Raw genomic sequence first — 21425 nt, forward strand, 5'->3', positions numbered from 1 at the left:
GCAGGAGCCGGATTTTGCCTGTTTTCCATGCCGTTGCCGCGCTGCGCCGGCGCGCGCTCATGCCGTTGTGCGCGCTGCTGGTGAGCGGCTGTGCGACGTATCACCGCGAACCGCTCGCGCCGCAGGACACCTCGACGTCCGCGCGTTCGCTCGAACGCATCCGCATCGATCCCGCGAGCATGCCGCTGCCCGAGCTGGCCGCGCATCGTTTCGATCCCACCGATGGGCTCGACATCGATGAAGTCGCGATGCTCGCGGTGGCCAACAACCCCGACCTCAAGCTCGCCCGCGACGATCTCGGCATTGCCCGCGCGCAGGCTTATTCGGCGGGTCTGCTGCCCGATCCGCAACTGAGCGTATCGAGCGACTATCCGGGCGCGACCGGCACCACGCGCGCGTTCAATTATGGCCTCAGCATCGACGTGATGGCGATCGTGCTGCGCAGCGCGAACAAACAGTCCGCCGACGCGACGGTCGCGAAGACCGATCTCGGCCTGCTGTGGCAGGAATGGCAGATCGTCGCGCAAGCGCGGCAAATGTTCGTGAAGACCTGCTTCCAGCAGCGCACGCTGCCGCTGTTGCAACAGCAACGCGACCTCGCGCGCACGCGTTACGAGCGCATGGCCGCGGCGCGCGCTGACGGCAACCTGACCGACGATACGCTCGCGGCCGCCCTCCTCGCCTATAGCGACGCCCGCAAGCAATACGCCGACGCCGAACGCGCGGCCGCGCAAACGCATCACGATCTGAATGCGTTGCTGGGCCTGGCGCCGGACGTGCAATTGCAATTGCAAGCAGACAGCGACACTGACGTCGCGCCGCTCTCCGACACCACGCTCGACGCGGCCCTCGCCGAGCTCGCCCGCCGCCGCCCCGACCTGATCGCGCTGCAGGCCGGCTACGAAGCGCAGGAGCAGAAATACCGCGCGGCGATTCTGAGCCAGTTCCCCAGTCTGTCGGTCGGTTTCGTGCGTGCGCGCGACACGTCGAACATCTACACGAGCGGCTTTCAGATCAACCTGAGCCTGCCGATCTTCAACCGCAACCAGGGCAACGTCGCGATCGAAAAAGCGACCCGCCAGCGCCTGCGCGACGAGTACCAGACCCGCCTGAACGAGGCGTACGCGGACGTCGCTCGCCTGCGCGAGGACAGCGCGATTCTCACGCGCCAATTGCAGCAGACCGAAGCCGCGCTGCCGGAGGTCGAGCGAGCCGCGCGTGAAGCCGCGGCGGCTTACGCGGAACACAACCTCGTGCTCGGCGCCTACACCGACGCGCAAAGCGCCGCGCTCACCAAACGCATCGACGTCGCGACCCTGCGAGAAACGCTCGCCGAACAACGCGTCGGCTTGCAGGCCCTGCTCGGCAGCGCGATTCCCGACGCCTTTCTACCCGACCAGACTTTCATCGACACTCATGCGAAATAGCCTGTTTTCCTCGCGCCATCCGTGGCCGCGCGTTGCCGCCATCGCCGCGCCGCTCGTTGGCGCGATCCTGTTGTATGCATCGGTCCATCCGGTTCACGCGGACGACAGCGCGGCCAGCGAAGCGCAACCGTCGGTCGCGGTGCAGACCGTGCGCGTGCAGCGCGCCGCCATCGCTCAACCGGTGCGCGGCTACGGGATCGTCGCGGCCACCGCGTCGAACGTGACGACGATCAATCTTCCCTATGTCGCGCGTATCGTGCAGATGCGCGTGCAGGCGGGCGAGACCGTCAAACGCGGCACCCCGCTTTTCGTCGTGCAGGCCGATCCCGCCGCGGTGCTTGCCGCGACGCAAGCCAGAAGCGCGCTGACGCTCGCGCAAGGTGAACTCGCGCGAACCCAGTCGCTATACGACAAGGGCCTCGCGACGCAATCGCAACTGGCCAGCGCGAGCAAGGCCGTCGACGATGCCCGTGAAGCGCTCGCCGCGCAGAATCAGACCGGCATCGCAAGCGGCAACAAGGTCGTGACCGCGCCGTTCGACGGCGTGGTCCTGCAGTTGTCGGCGGCGCAAGGCGACCAGTTGCAGGCGGGCGCGGCGATCCTGCAGCTCGCAAGCGGCAGCGGCCGCGACGCGCGCGCCAACGTGACGCTCGGCGTCGAGCCCAGTGACGCCGCGGCGATCCATCCCGGCGATGCGCTCACGCTGCACGGCCTCTCCACGGCGCTCGCGAAGACATCGATCGAAGGCCGCGTGGTGCTCGTCGGCGCCGCAATCGATCAGCAATCCCAACTGGTCAACATCGGCGCGACGGTCCCGCTCGCGCAAACGCCGTTCATCCCCGGCACGCGCGTCGCCGCCGACATCGCCACGCGCACCGGCACTCACTGGATCGTGCCGCGCGCGGCCGTGCTCCAGGACGGCCAGCACGCCTACGTGTTCCAGATCACGCCGCAAAACAAGGCGCACCGCGTCGCCGTCACGATCGCGATCGAAAACGGCGAGCGCTACGGCGTCGACGGTCCGCTCGACCCCGCGCTCGGCGTCGTGACCAGCGGCAACTACGAGCTCCAGGACGGCATGGCGGTACGCACCGGCGGAGATAGCGCACGATGAACTTCGGCCAATGGATGCAGACGCATCGCCGCTCGCTGCTATTCGTGATCGCCTTGCTCGCGATCGCCGGCGCGCTGAGCGCGTTCCGTCTGCCGATCTCGCTGTTTCCGAACGTCGCGTTTCCGCGCGCGGTCGTCTCGCTCGATGCGGGCGACCGGCCCGCCGAGCAGATGACGACGCTCGTCACGATGCCGGTCGAGGAAGCGCTGCGGCGCGTGCCGAACGTGCGTGAGGTCGAATCGACGACGAGCCGTGGCGCCGCGGAGATATCGCTGAACTTCGACTGGGGCACCGACATGGCGCAGGCGACCTTGCAGGCGCAATCGGCGATCAGCGAAATTCTCGCGACGCTACCGCCCGGCACGACGATGCAGGTCAAGCGCATGGACCCGACCGTGTTCCCGGTGCTCGCCTACAGCCTCACGTCGACGCAGCAGTCGCTCTCCGCGCTGCGCGATCTCGCGCAGTTCCAGATGCGGCCGCTGCTGTCGTCGGTGGAAGGCGTCGCGCGCGTCGAGGTGACCGGCGGCGCCCAGGACGAGTTCGAAGTCGCGGTCGACCCGGCCCGCCTCGCCGCGTTCAAGCTGTCGCTCTCGGACGTGTCGAAGGCGATCGGCGCAAGCAACGTGCTGATGGCGAACGGCCGCATCGAGGATCACGACAAGCTGTACCTCGTCGTCACCAACTCGACGATCACGCAGCTCGACGAACTGCGCAACGTCGTCGTGTCCGCCAACGGCAATGCAAACGGCGCGCAGATCCGTCTCGGCGACGTCGCAACGGTGAGCCAGGGCGTGGTGCCGCAATGGATGCGCGTCACCGCCGACGGTCAGGACGCCGTACTACTCAACGTGTATCAGCAGCCCGGCGCGAACAGCGTCGCGATGGCGCGCGCGATCCGCGCGAAGCTCGCCGCGTTCAAGCCGCAGATGCCTGCGGGCGTGCATCTGTCGAACTGGTACGACCAGAGCGAACTCGTGATCGCGTCGGCCACCAGCGTGCGCGACGCGATCATGATCGGCGTCGTGCTCGCGGCGTTGACTTTGTACGTATTCCTGCGCAACTGGAAGATCACCGCGATCGCGGTTGCACTGGTGCCGGTCGTGATGGCCGCGACGATCCTGCTGCTCGACGTCTTCGGCATGGGCTTCAACATCATGACGCTGGGCGGCATGGCAGCGGCGGTCGGCCTCGTGATCGACGACGCGATCGTGATGATCGAGCACATCGTGCGGCGCATGCGCGAGGCTGGCGCACGCGCGTTCCATGGCCGCGTGATGGCTGCGGCGCTCGAATTCACGCGACCGCTGGCGGGTTCATCGGCGGCGACGCTGATCATCTTCGTGCCGCTCGCGTTTCTGTCTGGCGTGACGGGCGCCTTTTTCAAGGCGCTGTCGCTGACGATGGCGAGCGCGCTGTTCATTTCGTTCCTGGTGACGTGGCTCGCGGTGCCGATCCTGTGCGACCGCTGGCTGAAGCCCAAAGACGCCGACGAGCACGAGGAAACGCGCTTCGCCGCGTGGCTGAACCGGCGCTATGCCGTCACGGTTGGGCGCGTGATCGCGCGGCCGCCGCTCGTGCTGCTGGGCGTCGTGCCGTTGATCATCATCGCGGCGTTCGCGTTCACGCGTGTCGGCAGCGGCTTCATGCCGAGCATGGACGAAGGCGGCTTCGTGCTCGACTATCACACGCAGCCGGGCACGTCGATCACCGAAACGGACCGGCTGATGAAGCAGATTGAGCGCATCGTGCGCGCGAATCCGAATGTCGCGACCTATTCGCGCCGCACCGGCGCGGGTCTCGGCGGCGATCTGAACGAGCCCAACCGGGGCGACTTCTTCGTGCGGCTGAAGTCCGGCAAGCGCGAGCCGATCGACACCGTGATGGAAGAAATCCGCTCGCAGATCGAAACGCAGGTGCCGGGCGTGAGCATCGAGCTCGCGCAGCTGATGGAAGACCTGATCGGCGACCTGACCGCGGTGCCGCAACCGGTGCAGATCAAGATCTTCTCCGACGACCCGCACACGCTCGACACCACCGCGCGCAAGGTCGCGGCGCGCATCGGCCAGATTCAGGGCATCGTCGACGTGAACGACGGCATCAACCCGGCCGGCGACGCCATCGAACTGCATATCCAGCCCGCCGCGGCCGCAGCCGAGGGCATGGACCCGCAAGCGATCTCCCAGGCCGTCACCGATATGCTCGAAGGCAATGTCGCGACGCAGTTCCAGAGCGGCCCGAAGACGGTCGGCGTGCGCGTGCGCGTGAACGGCGCGCGCCAGTTGACCGATACGCAACTGGGTCAGTTACAGATTCGCGCGCCGGACGGACATCTGTTCGCGCTGAAGCGCGTCGCCGATCGCGTGACCGTCACCGGTCAACCCGAGATCAGCCGCTCGAACCTGAAGCGGATGGTCGCGGTTACCGCGCGCATCGACGGGCGCGATCTCGGCTCGACGATCGCCGACGTGCAGAAGGCGCTCGGCGACGCGAACCTGCTGCCCTCGGGCGTCTATTACGAACTGGGCGGCCTGTACCAGCAACAGCAGATCGCCTTCAAGGGTCTGCTGACCGTGTTCGGCGCCGCGATCGCGCTCGTGTTCGGCCTGCTGCTGTTCCTGTACGAACGCCTGCGCGTCGCGCTCGCCGTGCTGGTGATGCCGCTGCTCGCGGCGGGCGCGGTGTTCATCGGTCTGTGGATCACCGGCATCGAGCTGAACATCTCCGCGATGATGGGCATGACGATGATCATCGGCATCGTGACCGAGGTCGCGATCTTCTACGTGTCGGAATTGCAGGCGCTGGTGCGCGACGACGAGATGCCATTCGACGACGCTTTGCAGGCCGCCGGGCGCAACCGCCTGCGGCCGATCGCGATGACCACGATCGCCGCGATCCTCGCGCTATTGCCGCTCGCGTTCGCGCTGGGGCAAGGCTCGGCGATGCAGCAACCGCTCGCGATCGCGATCATTTCGGGGCTGATCGTGCAGCTGCCGCTCGTGCTGTTGCTGCTGCCGGCGCTCTTGAAGCTGTTGATGAAAAAGCAGCCGGTGTGAGCGCCGCCCAGGCTTTGCGGGTTTCGCAAAGCACTGCGCTATGCCAGCACATCCGCAAACCCGCCGACCCGCGCGCCAAGCGCGCGGATCGCGGCGGCCACTCTCGGCGAGAGCAGCGCCTGCAACTCGTCGGCGTGCCGGTAGTCGTGCATGCCCTCGCTCAAGGCCTCGCCCGCCAGCGCCGGATGACAGTAGATTTCGCCGACGCCGCGCGGCAGATTCGCGAGCGCGGCGAGCCACGTCGCCTCGTCCATGCGCCCGCTCGCCGCGATGCCGACCACGTAGTCGTTATGCGCGACGCCCGCGCGCTCGAGCCGCGTCTTCACCTGCGCGATCCACGGCCGCAGCCACAGCGGCGCGTTCGCTTCGAACGGCAGACGCACCGCCTTCATGCCGTAGTCGCGGCCGATGTCGAGAATCAGGCCGAGCACGGTCGGATGCAGATGAAAATGCTTGTGCGTGTTCACGTGGTCGAGCGTGAGGCCGGTCGCGGCGAAGGCTTCGAACTGCGCGCGAATCTCGTGCGCGAGTTGCCGGCGTACGTGCGGGAGAAAGAAGAAGCGCACGCCGTCGCGCACCATGTTGCTGCCAAAGCGGCCATTTTCATCGAGCAGCGCGGCGATCTGCTCGCGCGGCGCCAGCGCGGCGCCGTCGGCCAGCACCAGGTGCAGGCCTACGCGTAGTTCCGGCAGCGCACGCGCGCGTGCGACCGCGTCTCCGGCGGCCGGTGCGCCGACCATCAGACTCGCGGCGCGCAGCACACCGTTGCGATACGCGCGCTCGACCGCAAAATTGACGCGCTGATGCAGGCCGAAATCGTCGGCGGTGATGATCAGTCCGCGCGGCTGCGCCGGCTTCGCGTTCTCCATTACGTGAGGCTGTCCAGCTGGCCGCTGCGCTCGGCGGTCGGCCTGCCGACCTGCATGCGCGCGCCGCGCCACACGACGTGCGAACCGAACGCGCTGACGAGCCACTGGAGCGCCAGAAGCGTATCGCGCAACGGCACGAGGGGAAGATCGCGCCAGAACGTGCGAGCGCGGCGTGCCGCGCGCAGATGCAGCAGCAGGCGCGCGCCAACGCACACCGATGTCGCCGACGCGCTCGCGATCACCGCCGCGACCGACGCATGCGTACAGGTGCACGTCGCGAGCGACACGGTCAGCCACGCGCTCGTCATCAGCCACGGCGTGGGGAAAGTGATCAGCAAGGACACGAAACCGGGCGGATTGACGGAACGGATCGTGCGCAGCCAGCGCGTTTCGCGCTGCCACAGCGCGGCGAAGGTCGGCTCGATCACGTCGGTGGCGACCATCACGCGCGACAGCACCGTTTGCAGACCGAGCGCGCGCACGTGTTCGGCGAGCCAGTAGTCGTCGGCGAGGCGGTTTTTCAGCGCTTCGAAGCCGCCGATGCGCTCGAGCGTCGCGCGCCGCAATGCGAGCGTCGCGCCGAAACCGAAGCGGCGCGAGCCCATCGCGTGCGCGACCCGCACCGACGGCGCGAACCATTCGTTGATGAACAGCGCACCGACTCGCGGCCAGAAGCCACCCACGCCGCGCGCGACGTACAGGCACGTGACCACGCCGACGTTCGGGTCCGCAAGCGGCGCGGCGACGCTGTCGAGATAGTCCGAATCAACGGCGATGTCGCTGTCGGCGATCACAATCACGTCGTGGCGCGCGCGCGCCGCCATGTTGATCAGGTTGCTGACTTTCAGATTGCTGCCGTGCACACGCGTGTCGATCGCGAGTTCGATGTCGCACTTCGGATAGGCCGCCTGCAAACGGCGCACCACTGCGATGGCGGGATCGTGCGGCGACGAGACACCCAGCACCAGCTGAAAATGCTGATGCCGCTGCTCGCAGAAGGTCCGCAGATTTTCGTAGAGACGCGGCTCGGCGCCGCATAACGGTTTGAGAACGCTGACACCGACCTGCGCGAACGGATCGGCCGGGCAGTCAAGTGACTCCATTGGCGAACGACCGTGCGGGCGATTGATTGCTCTGCCGCCATGATGGTGCGATTTATGCCGCGAGGTGAAAAACGGCATGGCGAGCGCGGCGGTCACCGTGTAGATCGAAGCGCTAATGCAACCGGCTAACAGAAGCCATTGGAATGCAATCAACGCGTGGGGCACCATTGTGTGTCGTCCGTATCCGTTAGTGCTCGGCCAGCACGAACGGTTGCCCCGTGAGGCGTAAATGGAGCACGACGAGCCACCGGCGCGGACAGTTCGCCGCGATCACGGCTGGCCATGCGTCGCGCACGGCGCGAATCGCGTAGTCGCGCCGCACCGCGAACTCGAAGGCGACCTGCGCGAACTCGCGCGCGACCACCACGCTGCCGACGATCAGCACGAGCGCAAACATCCGGAATGAGGTGGAACCGAAAAAAGACTCAGACACCGGCAGCACCGGCAGCGCGACGCACAGCAACGCTTCGGCGCCTACGGCCGTCAGGGAGGCTACCAGCAAATGGGCTCGCAGCATGTCAATGGTGACTCGCTTCATAACGTGCCTCGTGCATGGCCTTGCGGCCTGACCGGGTGCGTGGCAATGGGCGGGACTCATCGATGCCGTCCACTGACGCCATTGACTAGCATAAAGAATGCCTCGCGCGTCATTCCATCGAAGTCCTTACGATGAGGTTGCGATCATCTGACGGCGGTATGGTCTCGCGTATGCATCACGATCTGCGACGACCATTTTATAGCGCGTCGATGGTATCGATTCAAGCTGAAGGAAACCTTAAGCAGACGCATGGCATAAACCGGCTAACGAACGGCGTGGTTACACTTCGGAACACGGCAGATTATGCGCCCACGTGCATCAATGGCGCTTGCACAAAAACCCTGGCCGTTATGCAATAAAACCCCTCAACGGAAGATTTGCCTCATGCGCTTACTCCTCGTAGAAGACGACGAGCTCATCGGCTGCGGTGTCGAAGCGGGCCTTCGCCAGGCCGGCTTCACCGTCGACTGGGCACGCGACGGCCACAAGGCCGGGCTCGCGCTCGACACGACTCAATATGCATTGGTGGTGCTGGACCTCGGCCTGCCGCGCGTGAGCGGCACGGAACTGCTCAAACGCGTGCGCGACGCCGGCAACGACGTGCCGGTGCTGGTGCTGACCGCGAGGGGCACGGTCGTCGATCGTGTCGGCGGTCTCGAAGCCGGCGCCGACGACTATCTCGGCAAGCCGTTCGATCTCACCGAACTCGTCGCGCGTTGCCGCGCGCTGTTGCGCCGCGCACAAGGTCGCAGTATCGATCTGATTCGTTACCAGAATCTGACAGTGAATCCCGCCGCGCAAACGGTGCAGGTCGGTGCGGCGCGCGTAGCGCTCACGTCGCGCGAATGGGCGATCCTGCTGCAACTGCTGACCAATCTCGGCATTCCGCAGTCGCGCTCCCGGCTCGAAGAAAGCCTCTACGGCTGGCAGGAAGAAATCGAAAGCAATGCGATCGAGGTGCACGTGTCGAACCTGCGCAAGAAGCTCGGCGCCAGCCTGATCAAGACCGTGCGCAACATCGGCTATGTGATGGAGAAAGAATGATCGGCCCGTCGATTCGCCGGCGCCTCGTGCTGCTCGTGCTCGCGAGCATCGCGATCGTATGGGGCGGTGCGCTCGTGTCGAGCTACCGGCAGGCGGCGCGCGAAGTCGCCCAATGGGAAGAAGCGCGCCTCGCCGAGCTCGCGCAGATTCTCGCGTTGCTCGACCCTGCCAATCTGATGACGCTCGCCACTGCGCGCATCGACGTGCGCGAAGAAGAGAGAGGCGGCGAGCCCGGCGCAAGCGATTCCGACGACGACGACACGCTACCGCGCGACGCCCTTTTCCAGGTGCGCGCCGCCGACGGCGCCATCCTGGCGGGCAGTCCGCAACTGCGTGCGGTCGATGCGTGGGATTTGCCGCTGCCGGCCAGCAGCGGCGCGCAGGACGTCACGCTCGGCGGGCAGCTCTATCACTCGTTCACGTTGCGCGACACGTTGCTCGGTCACAGCGTGCGTGTATTCGAGCCAGCCAATACGCGCAGCGACCTGGTGAGCGGTGTCGCGAGCCGCATTGCGCGGCCCACGCTGATCGCGGTGCCGGTGCTCGCACTACTCGTGTGGTTCAGCATCGGCTGGAGTCTCGCGCCGCTGAAAGTGCTGTCGGCCGCGCTCGGTTCGCGCGACGTCAACCGCATGGAACCGGTCGGCATCGGCCGCACGCCGCTCGAAGTGCGCCCGCTCGTCGATGCGATCAACCAGATGCTCGCGCGTCTGCATCATGCGCTCGAACTCGAGCGAGCCTTCACCGCCGACGCCGCGCACGAACTGAAGACGCCGCTCGCCGCGATCAAGGTGCAGGCGCAGGTCGCGCTCGCGGAGCCGGATATTGCGTTGCAGCGGCTCGCGATGGAGCGTGTCGTGCAAGGCGTGGATCGCAGCGCGCGGCTCGCCGAGCAGTTGCTGCTGCTCGCGCGGCTCGACGTGCAGGAAAAGCTGCCGACCGAGCCGTTGAAGCCGGCGGCTATCGCGAAGCACGCGCTGCTCGCGAACAGACGCAATGCGCAGCAGAAGCACATCAACGTGATGCTGGTCGGCGACATGCTCGCCGAGATCGATGCCGAGCCGGTGCTGATCGGTATCCTGCTCGACAATCTGCTCGATAACGCGATCAAGTACGGACGCACGGGCGGTAATGTCGAAGTGGCGGTGCACCATACCGACGAGCGCGTGCAGGTGACCGTGCGCGACGACGGCCCCGGCGTCGCGCCCGACGATCTCGCGCGGCTCACGAACCGCTTTTTCCGCGCGACCGGCAATCAGGCGACCGGTAGCGGGCTGGGTTTGTCGATCGTTGCGCGGATCGCCGAGCATTTCGGGGCGAGTCTGCAGTTGGGCGCCGGGATCGGCGAGCGCGGGCTTGCGGTCGGGGTATCGTTTCCGGCTTATCGTGCGCCGCGCTGAAGCCGGTTTAGCTCGCGTGTCGAATACTCAGCGCCGCTCCGTTTCGGCGACGCTCGAACGCTGCTCGGCCAGTTCGGCGCGCACGCCGTGCGGCGCGACATGTGCCGGCGTGCTGCCCGACGCCTCGGTGAACTGCCACGCGATCAGACCCGGCACGAACATCAGCAGATCGCGAATTCGCCTTGCGGCCGCGAGCGCGAGACTGGTGGCGGGGTCGAGCCCAAGTGCGCCGCCGATCAGCACGAAAGCGCCCTCCTGCACACCAAGGCCGCCCGGTACGAAGAACGCGGCACTGCTGATCGCCTGGATCAGCGATTCGATCACGACCGCCTCGACGAGCGTCACGCGCACGCCGAGAAAATACAGCGCGAGCCAGATTTCGAGTGACGTCAGCACGCATTGCAGCGGCTGCCAGAAGAACAGATAGCGCAGCACGACCGCGCGGCGGCGCCAGATCAGCTTGATCGACTGATCGATCTGCGCGGACTGGCCGACCAGCGAAGCGAGCTTGCCGCTCGTCATATGATTGAGCGCGCGCGTGATGCGCTCGAACGGGTTCGCATGCTGCACGAGCCCGAACAGCAACAGCACCGGCGTCAACGCGACCACGCCCCAGGCGAGCTGCCCTGCGAGCCGCAATGCGCCCGATTGGGCATTGGCGAAGAGAAAACCGATCCCGACCATCGTGAACATCAGCTGACTGATCACGGTCAGCTGCATGTCGACGATGGTGCTGCCGACCGCTGTCGATGGCTTGACGCCCCAGCGCTTGAGCATGCGGAACGACACGAGCTCGCCGCCGATCCGTGCGACCGGCAGCATGCAGTTGACCGATTCGCGCACCCACACGAGATGCAGCATCTTGCCGAGGCTGGGGCGGTTGGCGCCGCGAATCAGCGACCGCCAGTCGCAGGCGTTGGCGATCATTGGCAGCACGTGCGCCAACGCCGCCAGCACGAGGCCTCCTCCAGCCGCGCGCAACGCGCTGAGCACCGCACGCGGATCTTCGCGCCACACCAGCCACAGAGAGACGAGCAAACCGGCGAGCGCGGCCGCGCGACCCAGATGCTTCATCATGCGGGCACCTCGCACGCGACCCCAATCAGCATCGTGCATCGCACGGTGCGCGAGACCGTCTGCCGCGCCCCGCTCGCCGTTGCCCGCACCGCCGGAGCGCTCACGCTCGCCTTCGAGGCGCTCTCGTGGCGCCCGCTCAAAACCTCTTCGATCATTGCCTGCCCAATCTGCCGTTCGTTCGTCATTCGTCCTGCGCCGCCGACAGCAGCCCGTCGCCGTCGACCTTGAAGCTGAAGCCCCGCCAGATCACACGCGACGAGCGGAAGCTCGCGACGAAAATCGCAAACGATACGATATCCCATAACGGCAGCAGCCACAGATCGCGACACCGTTGGCCCAGCGCCCGATCCGTGCGCCACTTCAACGCGAGACGCGCGAGCACCGTCACCGCCGCGAGCAGCCACGCCCACAGTGCCCCGCCCGACGACGCGAGCGCGAGCAGCGCGAACGCCCCCGGATGCACGAGCGCCGTGCCGAAGTGCCCGAGCGGATCGATACGGCGAATCGTGCGGCTCCAACGCAGCTCGTGCCTCATGAGCTGCGTCACGTTCGCTTCGACACACGCATGCGCGATCGCGAACGGTGGAATCGATACCTGCTCGCCCGCCGCGCGCACCGCCGCGCCGATTTCGTAGTCCTCGGCCAGATGCCGCACGAACGGCTTGAAGCCACCGATCCGCTCGTACGTGTCGCGCCGCATCGCGATGGTCTGGCCGAAGCAAGGCTGCGCGAGCCCAAGCGCCAGTCCGGTGACGACGCCCGGCAGGAACTGGTAGTTGGTCGCGATCGCCGACAGCCGGGGCCAGAACCCCGGATCGGGCTGACCTCGATACGCGCAGGTGACGAGCCCGACGCCCGGCTTCTGCAACTCCCCGACCACATTGCGCAGATAGTCCGGGCCGACGCACACGTCGCTGTCGGCGAATACGAGCACGTCATGGCGCGCCTGCGGCAGCATGTTGAGAATGTTGCTGATCTTGCGGTTCGGGCCGTACAGACGCGCATCGGTGACGACGGTGATGTCCGCGTTCGGATGGACGCACCGCAACTCGTCGACCGCTTGCAACGCGGGGTCGGCGGAGTCGTGCACGCCGAACAGGAATTGCACGGGCCCCGGATAATCCTGGGCGCAGAAGCTCGACAGATTGTCGAGCAACGCCCACTCGTTGCCGTGCAATGGTTTGATAACCGTAATGGGTGGAAAGCTGGTGGGTTCGGCCACCGTCCTCGCGAAGAAGCGCCCGATCAGCGCGCTCGCGAGCACGGTGTAGCCGATGCCGACAACGGTCGCCGCCGCGCACGCATACGCGAGCGTAACGGCGGCGAGGTGTGCGGCGCTCACGCCTCGTGCGCGCGCAGGAAGCGGAAAAACTCGACGCCTTCGCGCAGGCGCCGTTTCATCATGTCCCAACTCGTCAGCATTTCGCGCAAGATCTCCCAGATCTTCGACGGCCGGAAATAGAAACGTTTATAGAAGTTTTCGAGCTGGTGATACATCTCGTCGCGCGACAGATGCGGGTAGCCGATCGCCGCCAGCTGCACGCCCTCCTTGCTGACGAGATTGATGACCTTGTTCTCCGCGAGCCAGCCGTTTTCGACCGCCTGGTTATAGAGCGTGGTGCCCGGGTACGGCGCGGCGAGCGACACCTGGATGGTCAGCGGATTGATCTCCTTCGCGTACTCGATGGTCTTCTGGATCGTTTCCTGCGTCTCGCCCGGCAAGCCGAGAATGAAGGTGCCATGCACCTTGATGCCCAGCGTGCGGCAATCCTGCGCGAAGCGCCGCGCGATGTCCGTACGCAAGCCCTTCTTGACGTTCAGCAGGATCTGGTCGTCGCCGGATTCGTAGCCGACCAGCAGCAGGCGCAGGCCGTTTTCCCTCATGATCTTCAGCGTCGAGAAAGGGACGTTCGCCTTCGCGTTGCACGACCATGTGACGCCCAGCTTGCCCATGCCCCGCGCAATTTCTTCCGCGCGCGGCTTGAAGTCGGTGAACGTGTCGTCGTCGAACATGATCTCCTTGACTTCGGGCATGTTGTCGCGAATCCACTTGACTTCCTCGAGCACGTTCTCGACCGAACGCACCCGATAACGATGGCCGCCGACCGTTTGCGGCCACAGGCAGAACGTGCACTTCGAGCGGCAGCCGCGACCGGTGTAGAGCGACACGTACGGATGTTTCAGGTAGCCGTTGAAGTAGTTCTTGATCGTCAGATCGCGCTTGTAGATCGGCGCGACGAACGGCAGTTCGTCCATGTTCTCGAGGATCGGGCGCGCTTCGTTATGCTCGATCGAGCCGTCGGGTGCGCGATAGCTCAAGCCCAGGATCTGCGCGAACGGCTTGCCCTCGGCGATTTCCTTGCAGGTGAAATCGAATTCCTCGCGACACACGAAGTCGATGGCTTCGGTCGCGATCAGTGAATTATGCGGATCCACCGCGACCTTCGCGCCGACCATGCCGATCAGCAGCGACGGCTTGCGCTTCTTGAGATCCTGGGCAAACAGGGCGTCGGTCGGGAAGGACGGCGTGCTGGTGTGAATTACTACCAGCTCGTATTGCGTGGCGATGTCGAGCGCAGCTTCGACGGACAAACCATCTGCCGTGGCGTCGAGCACGCGGCTATCCGGAACGAGTGAGGCGGGTTGTGCGAGCCACGTCGGATACCAGAACGAGCGGACTTCACGCTTGGCCTGATAGCGCGAACCCGCACCACCATCGAAGCCGTCGTACGACGGCGCCTGCAAGAACAGGGTTTTCATGGATGCTCCAGCAAGCCGTAATCGGCGCTTTCGGTTTTCAGTCGGGAATCTATTTGTTCCATTGCCCAAACGCAAGCCGGGAAAGCCTGGGCACGACACGCACGTAGCAACGGCCGCGGTCCAGAAAGGCCACGGGCAGTGGCGCAAATAGTACGGAGCAAAGCTGAAGGAAACCTGAAGAATAATACTGCGTTCAGACCGCGCGCGGCAGGCTCTGATGCGCCGATTTGTTGCGATTGACCGGTTGGCGTCGCCGCGTCGCATCGATGTCGTATCAATGTGGTATCGGTGTGATGCGCGCAAACGCGCAGTCTTACGGGAGGCTTATCGTGCGATATGCCTCGCCCACTCCAGCCAGCCGAGATTAAGGGCCGCGTTTACCACTACGCCGAGCGCCGATGCGAGCGCGGCGATCATCGTCCAGAAGGCGGAGCGCCGCGCCGCGCGCGCCGACGTGTCGGCGGCGGTTGCCGCATCGCGCGACGCGCTCGCTGCCGCCTGCGCGATATGCGACGACGCCTCCATGCGCGCAAGCGACCTCAGCGCGAAACCACGCTCGTCGTCGTGCGTGGCCGCTGCCGCCTCATGCTCCGCTTCGTCGCGCTGCGCCTGTTCGAACAGGTAGCGATGGCAGAACGGTGTCAGCGGATCGTCAGGATGGCGCGCGGCGAAATCTTTCGCATAGGCGCCGCCGCCGTTGCGCTCGATCTCCGCGTAGGCGGCTTCCTTTTCCATTGAAACCTCGCAAGCGGGTGAGCCCCCGCGCCGGCGTCACACCGGCTTGATGTCGGCCGCCTGCTTGCCTTTGGGCCCCTGCTTGATTTCGAAGCTGACTCTCTGATTTTCCTGCAACGACTTGAATCCTTCGGAGCGAATCTCCGAAAAATGGGCGAACAGGTCTTCGCCGCCGTCATCGGGGGTGATGAAGCCGAAGCCCTTTGCGTCATTGAACCATTTCACTGTTCCGGTTGGCATGGCGATGTCCTCGTGATGCGCTGTACTAACAACGATTGAATGGATGAAGCGCCACGTCGCGCAGATCATTCGTGCGGCGCTGACGCAGCGCCCCGGTTCGAGCCGCAAAGCCAGCCCGGTGCCAAGCCCTTAGCAAGCCGCGTGCCGCGACCGGGCGCTGCCGGCCACGCCCGGTGCGATTGGGCTTAATCAGATAATATAGTTCCTATCGGCAATTCATTCATGGCCGCGCAGGTGTGTCGCCTCCGTGCCGCACGACCGCGCGGCCAGTTGTTTTCCCACTCACAGGAACCCAGCATGGCCATCTCGAGCTATACCGATACCCGTCTTCTGATCAACGGCGAATGGTGCGACGCCGCCAGCGGCAAGACCCTCGACGTGATCAATCCCGCGACCGGCCAGGCCATCGGCAAGGTCGCGCATGCGGGCATCGCCGATCTGGACCGCGCGCTCGACGCCGCGCAGCGCGGCTTCGAAGCCTGGCGCAAGGTGCCGGCCAATGAGCGTGCCACCATCATGCGCAAAGCCGCCGCCCTCGTACGCGAGCGCGCCGCCGACATCGGCCGCCTGATGACACAGGAACAAGGCAAGCCGTTCGCCGAAGCGCGCGTCGAAGTGCTGGCAGCCGCGGACATCATCGAATGGTTCGCGGACGAAGGCCGCCGCGTGTACGGCCGGATCGTGCCGTCGCGCAACCTCGCCCAGCAATCGCAGGTGCTCAAGGAGCCGATCGGCCCGGTCGCGGCGTTCACGCCGTGGAACTTCCCGGTCAATCAGGTCGTGCGCAAGCTGTCGGCGGCACTCGCCTGCGGCTGCTCGTTCCTCGTGAAGGCGCCGGAAGAAACCCCGGCGTCGCCGGCAGCCCTGCTGCAGGCATTCGTCGAAGCCGGCGTGCCGGCCGGCACGGTCGGCCTCGTATTCGGCGATCCCGCTGAAATTTCGAGCTACCTGATCCCGCATCCGGTGATCCGCAAGGTCACGTTCACCGGCTCGACGCCGGTCGGCAAGCAGCTCGCCGCGCTGGCCGGCATGCACATGAAGCGCGCGACGATGGAGCTCGGCGGTCATGCACCGGTAATCGTCGCGGAAGACGCCGACGTCGCGCTCGCCGTCAAGGCAGCCGGCGCCGCCAAGTTCCGCAACGCGGGCCAGGTCTGCATCTCGCCGACGCGCTTCCTCGTGCACAACAGCATCCGCGAAGAGTTCGCCGCCGCGCTCGTCAAGCACGCTGAAAGCCTGAAGCTCGGCGACGGTCTCGCCGAAGGCACGACGCTCGGGCCGCTCGCCAACGCGCGCCGTCTGAGCGCGATGGCAAGAGTCGTGGAAGACGCCCGCAAGACCGGCGCGAAGGTCGCGACGGGCGGCGAGCGCGTCGGCTCGGAAGGCAACTTCTTTGCGGCGACCGTGCTGACCGACGTGCCGCTCGAAGCAGACGTGTTCAACAACGAGCCGTTCGGCCCGGTCGCCGCGATCCGCGGCTTCGACAAGCTCGAAGAAGCGATCACCGAAGCGAACCGTCTGCCGTTCGGCCTCGCCGGCTACGCGTATACGAAGTCGTTCGCCAACGTGCATCTGCTGTCGCAGCGGATGGAAGTCGGCATGCTGTGGATCAACCAGCCGGCCACGCCGACGCCGGAAATGCCTTTTGGCGGCGTCAAGGATTCCGGCTACGGCTCGGAAGGCGGCCCTGAGGCGATGGAAGCCTACCTCGTGACCAAGGCGGTCACGATCATGGCGGTTTAATCACGCGCGTCAGGAACGGCGCGGCGGGTTGGCCGCTCGCATCGTTCCTGGGCACGGGTCAACTGATCTGACAGGTCCACGAGTCTTCCGCTCGCGGACCTTTTTTATTGCCATGAACGATATTTCAGCCGAATCGATGCAGCCCACGCTGAGCGGCTCGATCGTCGAACTGCGGCCGCTGCGCGAGGACCACGCGCAGGCACTGGTCAACGCCGCCGCCGACGGACAACTGTGGGACATGAAGCTGACCATCGTGCCGGGACCGGCGACGATAGACGCCTATATCGCCACCGCGCTCGCCGGCCGCGCGGCCGGCAAGGTGATGCCGTTCGTGATCGTGCGGCGCGACGGAGATGACAAAGATGGCGCCGCTGGCCGGATCGTCGGCAGCACGAGGTTCTGGAAGATCGATCGAGCCAATCGCAAGCTCGAAATCGGCCATACCTGGTTGAGCGCCTCGGCGCAGCGCTCGGCCGTGAACACCGAGGCGAAGTATCTGCTGCTGTGCCATGCATTCGACGTCATGCACTGCGTGCGCGTGCAGTTCACGACCGACGAGCTCAATGACAAATCGCGCGCGGCCATCCTGCGCATCGGCGCGAAGCAGGAAGGCATCGTGCGGCACGAGCGGATCATGCCGGATGGACGCAAGCGCAACTCGGTGCGTTTTAGCATCATCGACGACGAATGGCCGGCGGTGAAGGCGATGCTCAAAGCAAAGCTGGCGCGCTGAGCGGCGCGCCAGCTTGCTGCGACTGACTCACTCAAACGGGCGCGTCGCGCTGCTCATTGAGCAGCGCTGCCTGCGTCGCCGACGCGAATTCTTCGCGCAGCGCATCGCGCGCATGACGCCGGCGCACCCACAGCGCCGTGAGAATCGGCACCAGAATCGCCGTCACGAGACAAGCGGTGGCGACCATCGCGGTCGCGGCCGGCACCAGCGGCTTGAAGCTCGGGATCATGTCGGCGATGATCGCCGGATTCGCGACCGCGGCCCCCGCCGTCGACGACGCCGCGAGCCCCGCCGCGCCATTGCCGCCGGCGATCCAGCGATCCGCGAGAATCAGCGGAACGCCGGTCACGACGATCACGCCCAGCCCAAGCACGATGCCCGGCAGGCCGCTCGTGACGATCACGTTCAGATCGATCCCGTTGCCGAGCGCAAAGCCGAAAAACGGAATCAGCGGATGCACGCAGCGGCCGAACAGCTCGCGCAACTCGCTATCGAAGTTGCCCAACGCAAAGCCGATCAGGAACGGCAGCACCGCGCCGATGAACAGGCGAGGCTCGAAGAACGCGACGCCCGTCGCGCCGAGAATGATCATGCTGATGAGCGGCCCCGATTCGACCGACATCAGCACGAACGCGCCCGCCTCTTCCTTGGTGCCGTACTGCTGCATCACCGCCGCGTAGAGACCGCCGTTGGTCATGTCCATCGACGTCGTGATCGCGAGCAGCGACAGCCCCGCGAAGAGCCCGGTCTTGATGCCATCGATCGGAATGAAGCGTGCCGCGATCAGCGTGACGACCCACGCGACCAGCATCTTGGTGGCGAGCAGCGTGCCCGACTTGCGCAGCACGGTGCCGGTCGCGCGCAGGTTGATCGTCGCGCCCATGCAGAAGAACCACACCGCGAGGATCGGCACGGTGCCGGTAATCAGACCGTTCGTGAACGAGCCGAAATATTTGCCCGCGCCCGGCGCGAATGTATGGACACAGGCGCCGAGCAATAGCGGCACCAGCATCAGACCGCCAGGAATACGGTCGATGGCCTTCTTGATCTTCATGCCTCCTCCATGGACGGTGACGTCCCGTTGACGGGCGGATGACCCGCGGTGATGTCCCGTTCTGCGCCGGGCTCTCCCTGTCCGGCGCAATATAGCACCATGAAAGGAACGCCGTTCCGTTTTGTTTTCCTGAATCTGGCTATCGTTTACCCGCTTATTCGCGCTATGCGTTGCGCCCCAAGGTCGAACGACACAACATATTCGGACCAGCGTTCCGAAACTGCGGTTCTGCGTTACAGTCTCGGGCACGAGGCAAGGCTACGCGACGCGCGATCAACATCGGCGGGCATCGACTGAATGCGGCGGCGGCGCGGATTCGCACGGACAGGGAATGACGGACATGGCGGCAACGGGAACACACAGGAACATTGCGCACGATAACGCGCGCAGCGCCGAGCGCGGCGAATCGGCGTCGTCGATCGGCCGCGTGTTCGCGATTCTCGGCGCGATCGGCGACACCGGACAGATCGGCATCAGCGAACTGTCGCAACGTCTCGGCATGTCGAAGACGACCGTGCATCGCGTCATTCAAACGCTGAAGGCACTCGGCTACGTGACGCAGGAGGTCGAAACCGAGCGCTACCGGCTGACCATCCGTCTGTTCGAACTCGGCGCGAAAGCGCTCGAAAGCGCCGACCTCGTGCGCGAAGCCGACATCGACATGCGCCGCATCGGCCACATGACGCGCGAAGCGGTACACCTCGGCGCGTTCGACGACGACGCGATCATCTACATCCACAAGATCGACGCCGACTACGGGCTGCGCATGCAGTCGCGGATCGGCCGGCGCAATCCGCTGCATAGCACGGCGATCGGCAAGGTGCTGCTCGCCTGGATGGACCCGGCTGACGCGCGCGACGTGCTCTCGCACATCGAATTCCGCAAGTCGACGCAAAGGACTTTGACCTGCGCGGAAGCGGTGTTGAACATCCTGCCGCGCGTGCGCGAGCAGGGTTACGGCGAGGACAACGAGGAGCAGGAAGAAGGCCTGCAATGCATCGCGGTGCCGGTCTTCGACCGCTTCGGCCGCGTGATCGCCGGTCTGTCGATTTCGTTTCCGACGATGCGCTGCGGCGCCGACACGAAGCAGCATTACGTCGCGCTGCTCAAGGAGGCGGGTCTCGCGATTTCGACGCGGCTCGGCTATCGCGAAGCGAGCGCACCGGAACCTGCGGCCGCGCGGTAAGTTGCGCACGCGCGCTCCATACGTCAACAGACCCTAGTCTGCAACCGAATGTATCCGTGCGGCATCGCCAGGGCAAAATCCGCCCCGCTTCTTTTTTCAGCAATCGATGCGCCGAACCGATGCTTCACGTCGATGTGCCGCATGCCTTTGCATGCGGTCCTTTTCATAGCGCCTTCAAGGGCTTGCCCGCGCACTTGAGCATCGCCTGGCATTTCGACGCGTAGCCCCCCGTGCGTCTCCTCTTCGTTTGATGCGCTCGCATCGCCGTATCGACGCGGGTTCGAATCGACACGTCCTGTTACACACAAACACACCGGTAACCGCGCCGCTCGGTAGAGTTCGGTTCAAACGAAAGCGGTTCACATGAAACGCTTTGCACGACAGGCACTCGCATCACGGATATCAGGGAGCAACAACATGAAAAAAATCTTCGCACTGGTCATTCTTGCCGTCACGCTCGGCGGCGCGTTGAGCGGCTGCATCGTGGTCCCCGAGGATCATCCGCATCACGACCACTACTACGAACGCTATTGAACGGGTCATCACGTGCAATGAGCACACGGCTCTCCATTCCATCAAAGACTTCCACACAGAGAACAATCATGAGTCATTCACGCAACCGCTGGATATCGTTGACGCTCGTCGCGGGTCTCGCGATCGGCGCATCATCGGCCGCCTTCGCGCACGTCGATGTCGGCGTGAACATCGGCTTGCCGGGCATCGCGGTCGCGCCTGCCGTGGTCGAGGCTCCGCCTCCTCCACCCGTCTACGTGGAGCCCGCGCCTGTGTATGCGCCTGCGCCGCCGCCCGCGGTCGTGATCGCGCCGGGCTGGTACGGTGAACGCTACTACGATGGTCATCGCTACTGGGAGCGTCGCGAGTGGGAGCGTCATCACGACGAATGGCGCGAGGCGCACGACGGGCGCGGCCCGCACGGCGACTGGCACGACCGTGACTGGCACGATCATGGACATGACGATCATGGGCGTGACGATCGCGGGCATGACCGTTGGTAGACGACAGGTGGCGTCCATCACGCCACCCTGTCGCGCTGGCATCCGCGCCACCCCTTCGACAGGAGCGACGACGTGCTACGCAACGATCCGAGACGAGTAACGGCGCAAGTCGACGGCGCGCAGATCTGCGCCGAATACAGCGAGCTGACCGGCCAGCTGTGCCTGCGCCAGGACGGCACGCTACTGCGTGAATGGTTTCCGCCGCATTCGTGGATGGCGATCGCGTCGGTGGCCGGCGCGCGCCATTGGGGCACGCGGCCAACCGACGACGAATTGCTCGCGCTGCTGCACAACGAAATGGCGTTGCTGCGCGCGTCGTGAGCCGTCGCG

Annotated in this window: 20 protein-coding genes; 10 read left to right on the forward strand and 10 right to left on the reverse strand. The window is 65.4% G+C overall.

The window, feature by feature from the left end; all coding sequences use genetic code 11:
• Positions 1-14 precede the first annotated feature (14 nt).
• From L0U81_RS08400 to L0U81_RS08410, 3 genes are read left to right on the forward strand one after another with little or no spacing between them, the layout of a single operon-like run.
• Positions 15-1427: a TolC family protein gene (locus L0U81_RS08400; protein ID WP_233801658.1), complete on the forward strand. Its 1413-nt coding sequence runs from the start codon at positions 15-17 to the stop codon at positions 1425-1427.
• Positions 1417-2541 (forward strand): efflux RND transporter periplasmic adaptor subunit, encoded by a 1125-nt coding sequence (locus L0U81_RS08405; protein ID WP_233801660.1) that lies wholly within the window; start codon positions 1417-1419, stop codon positions 2539-2541. The genes L0U81_RS08400 and L0U81_RS08405 overlap by 11 nt, the downstream gene beginning before the upstream one ends.
• The gene (locus L0U81_RS08410) at positions 2538-5597 is read left to right on the forward strand and encodes an efflux RND transporter permease subunit (RefSeq protein ID WP_233801662.1); all 3060 of its coding nucleotides are present in this window, start codon (positions 2538-2540) and stop codon (positions 5595-5597) included. The genes L0U81_RS08405 and L0U81_RS08410 overlap by 4 nt, the downstream gene beginning before the upstream one ends.
• A gap of 38 nt (positions 5598-5635) precedes the next feature.
• Here the strand turns inward: L0U81_RS08410 and hpnK are convergent, their stop codons facing one another.
• From hpnK to L0U81_RS08425, 3 genes are read right to left on the reverse strand one after another with little or no spacing between them, the layout of a single operon-like run.
• Positions 5636-6466 carry a hopanoid biosynthesis-associated protein HpnK gene (gene hpnK / locus L0U81_RS08415; protein ID WP_233801664.1) on the reverse strand — a complete coding sequence of 277 codons (831 nt, stop codon included), beginning with the start codon at positions 6464-6466 and terminating at the stop codon, positions 5636-5638.
• Positions 6466-7737 carry a bacteriohopanetetrol glucosamine biosynthesis glycosyltransferase HpnI gene (hpnI, locus tag L0U81_RS08420; protein WP_233801666.1) on the reverse strand — a complete coding sequence of 424 codons (1272 nt, stop codon included), beginning with the start codon at positions 7735-7737 and terminating at the stop codon, positions 6466-6468. Before hpnI (L0U81_RS08420) ends, hpnK begins: the two co-directional genes overlap by 1 nt.
• A gap of 19 nt (positions 7738-7756) precedes the next feature.
• Positions 7757-8107 carry a hypothetical protein gene (locus L0U81_RS08425; protein ID WP_233801668.1) on the reverse strand — a complete coding sequence of 117 codons (351 nt, stop codon included), beginning with the start codon at positions 8105-8107 and terminating at the stop codon, positions 7757-7759.
• 384 nt (positions 8108-8491) lie between these two features.
• On the opposite strand from L0U81_RS08425, the gene L0U81_RS08430 reads away from it, so the two are divergent.
• Together L0U81_RS08430 and L0U81_RS08435 are read left to right on the forward strand one after the other, a co-directional pair.
• Positions 8492-9151 (forward strand): response regulator, encoded by a 660-nt coding sequence (locus tag L0U81_RS08430; protein WP_233801670.1) that lies wholly within the window; start codon positions 8492-8494, stop codon positions 9149-9151.
• The gene (locus L0U81_RS08435; RefSeq protein ID WP_233801672.1) at positions 9148-10551 is read left to right on the forward strand and encodes an ATP-binding protein; all 1404 of its coding nucleotides are present in this window, start codon (positions 9148-9150) and stop codon (positions 10549-10551) included. The genes L0U81_RS08430 and L0U81_RS08435 overlap by 4 nt, the downstream gene beginning before the upstream one ends.
• A gap of 27 nt (positions 10552-10578) precedes the next feature.
• Here L0U81_RS08435 and L0U81_RS08440 read toward each other — a convergent pair whose 3' ends face one another.
• The 6 genes from L0U81_RS08440 to L0U81_RS08465 form a co-directional block, all read right to left on the reverse strand.
• Positions 10579-11628, reverse strand: coding sequence for a lysylphosphatidylglycerol synthase domain-containing protein (locus L0U81_RS08440; protein ID WP_233801674.1), 1050 nt, complete (start codon positions 11626-11628; stop codon positions 10579-10581).
• Positions 11625-11813, reverse strand: a complete 189-nt coding sequence (locus L0U81_RS08445; RefSeq protein WP_233801676.1) for a hypothetical protein — start codon at positions 11811-11813, stop codon at positions 11625-11627. Before L0U81_RS08445 ends, L0U81_RS08440 begins: the two co-directional genes overlap by 4 nt.
• A complete protein-coding gene (gene hpnI, locus L0U81_RS08450; RefSeq protein WP_233801678.1) occupies positions 11810-12970 on the reverse strand; it encodes a bacteriohopanetetrol glucosamine biosynthesis glycosyltransferase HpnI in 1161 nt (386 codons plus the stop codon). Before hpnI (L0U81_RS08450) ends, L0U81_RS08445 begins: the two co-directional genes overlap by 4 nt.
• Entirely contained in the window at positions 12967-14388 is a 1422-nt protein-coding gene (hpnJ, locus tag L0U81_RS08455; protein ID WP_233801680.1) for a hopanoid biosynthesis associated radical SAM protein HpnJ, read from the reverse strand. Before hpnJ ends, hpnI (L0U81_RS08450) begins: the two co-directional genes overlap by 4 nt.
• Before the next feature lie 324 nt (positions 14389-14712).
• Positions 14713-15123 (reverse strand): hypothetical protein, encoded by a 411-nt coding sequence (locus L0U81_RS08460; protein ID WP_233801683.1) that lies wholly within the window; start codon positions 15121-15123, stop codon positions 14713-14715.
• A gap of 36 nt (positions 15124-15159) precedes the next feature.
• On the reverse strand, positions 15160-15363 hold the full coding sequence (locus L0U81_RS08465) for a cold-shock protein (RefSeq protein WP_233804268.1): 204 nt from the start codon (positions 15361-15363) through the stop codon (positions 15160-15162).
• 297 nt (positions 15364-15660) lie between these two features.
• Between L0U81_RS08465 and L0U81_RS08470 the strand changes: the two genes are divergently transcribed.
• Together L0U81_RS08470 and L0U81_RS08475 are read left to right on the forward strand one after the other, a co-directional pair.
• Positions 15661-17106, forward strand: a complete 1446-nt coding sequence (locus L0U81_RS08470; RefSeq protein ID WP_233801685.1) for an NAD-dependent succinate-semialdehyde dehydrogenase — start codon at positions 15661-15663, stop codon at positions 17104-17106.
• Positions 17107-17218: 112 nt separating this feature from the next.
• On the forward strand, positions 17219-17839 hold the full coding sequence (locus L0U81_RS08475) for a GNAT family N-acetyltransferase (RefSeq protein ID WP_233801687.1): 621 nt from the start codon (positions 17219-17221) through the stop codon (positions 17837-17839).
• A gap of 31 nt (positions 17840-17870) precedes the next feature.
• Here the strand turns inward: L0U81_RS08475 and kdgT are convergent, their stop codons facing one another.
• A complete protein-coding gene (gene kdgT / locus L0U81_RS08480) occupies positions 17871-18893 on the reverse strand; it encodes a 2-keto-3-deoxygluconate transporter (RefSeq protein ID WP_233801689.1) in 1023 nt (340 codons plus the stop codon).
• A gap of 340 nt (positions 18894-19233) precedes the next feature.
• Between kdgT and kdgR the strand changes: the two genes are divergently transcribed.
• From kdgR to L0U81_RS08495, 3 genes are all read left to right on the forward strand, one after another.
• Complete coding sequence (kdgR, locus tag L0U81_RS08485; RefSeq protein ID WP_442793395.1) at positions 19234-20079, forward strand: DNA-binding transcriptional regulator KdgR; 846 nt, start codon at positions 19234-19236, stop codon at positions 20077-20079.
• A 602-nt stretch (positions 20080-20681) separates the two neighbouring features.
• Complete coding sequence (locus L0U81_RS08490; RefSeq protein WP_233801693.1) at positions 20682-21095, forward strand: hypothetical protein; 414 nt, start codon at positions 20682-20684, stop codon at positions 21093-21095.
• A gap of 72 nt (positions 21096-21167) precedes the next feature.
• Entirely contained in the window at positions 21168-21416 is a 249-nt protein-coding gene (locus tag L0U81_RS08495) for a hypothetical protein (RefSeq protein ID WP_230563633.1), read from the forward strand.
• Positions 21417-21425: the final 9 nt, after the last annotated feature.

The organism is Paraburkholderia sp. HP33-1 (assembly GCF_021390595.1).
Lineage (GTDB): Bacteria > Pseudomonadota > Gammaproteobacteria > Burkholderiales > Burkholderiaceae > Paraburkholderia.

Excerpts from the sequence above, each read along its gene's own strand:
- L0U81_RS08405 (WP_233801660.1), top strand. The coding sequence starts at position 1,417 with ATGCGAAATAGCCTGTTTTCCTCGCGCCATCCGTGGCCGCGCGTTGCC.
- L0U81_RS08410 (WP_233801662.1), top strand. The coding sequence starts at position 2,538 with ATGAACTTCGGCCAATGGATGCAGACGCATCGCCGCTCGCTGCTATTC.
- hpnK (WP_233801664.1), bottom strand. The coding sequence starts at position 6,466 with ATGGAGAACGCGAAGCCGGCGCAGCCGCGCGGACTGATCATCACCGCC.
- hpnI (WP_233801666.1), bottom strand. The coding sequence starts at position 7,737 with ATGGTGCCCCACGCGTTGATTGCATTCCAATGGCTTCTGTTAGCCGGT.
- L0U81_RS08425 (WP_233801668.1), bottom strand. The coding sequence starts at position 8,107 with ATGAAGCGAGTCACCATTGACATGCTGCGAGCCCATTTGCTGGTAGCC.
- L0U81_RS08430 (WP_233801670.1), top strand. The coding sequence starts at position 8,492 with ATGCGCTTACTCCTCGTAGAAGACGACGAGCTCATCGGCTGCGGTGTC.
- L0U81_RS08435 (WP_233801672.1), top strand. The coding sequence starts at position 9,148 with ATGATCGGCCCGTCGATTCGCCGGCGCCTCGTGCTGCTCGTGCTCGCG.
- L0U81_RS08440 (WP_233801674.1), bottom strand. The coding sequence starts at position 11,628 with ATGATGAAGCATCTGGGTCGCGCGGCCGCGCTCGCCGGTTTGCTCGTC.
- L0U81_RS08445 (WP_233801676.1), bottom strand. The coding sequence starts at position 11,813 with ATGACGAACGAACGGCAGATTGGGCAGGCAATGATCGAAGAGGTTTTG.
- hpnJ (WP_233801680.1), bottom strand. The coding sequence starts at position 14,388 with ATGAAAACCCTGTTCTTGCAGGCGCCGTCGTACGACGGCTTCGATGGT.
- L0U81_RS08460 (WP_233801683.1), bottom strand. The coding sequence starts at position 15,123 with ATGGAAAAGGAAGCCGCCTACGCGGAGATCGAGCGCAACGGCGGCGGC.
- L0U81_RS08465 (WP_233804268.1), bottom strand. The coding sequence starts at position 15,363 with ATGCCAACCGGAACAGTGAAATGGTTCAATGACGCAAAGGGCTTCGGC.
- L0U81_RS08470 (WP_233801685.1), top strand. The coding sequence starts at position 15,661 with ATGGCCATCTCGAGCTATACCGATACCCGTCTTCTGATCAACGGCGAA.
- L0U81_RS08475 (WP_233801687.1), top strand. The coding sequence starts at position 17,219 with ATGAACGATATTTCAGCCGAATCGATGCAGCCCACGCTGAGCGGCTCG.
- kdgT (WP_233801689.1), bottom strand. The coding sequence starts at position 18,893 with ATGAAGATCAAGAAGGCCATCGACCGTATTCCTGGCGGTCTGATGCTG.
- kdgR (WP_442793395.1), top strand. The coding sequence starts at position 19,234 with ATGGCGGCAACGGGAACACACAGGAACATTGCGCACGATAACGCGCGC.
- L0U81_RS08490 (WP_233801693.1), top strand. The coding sequence starts at position 20,682 with ATGAGTCATTCACGCAACCGCTGGATATCGTTGACGCTCGTCGCGGGT.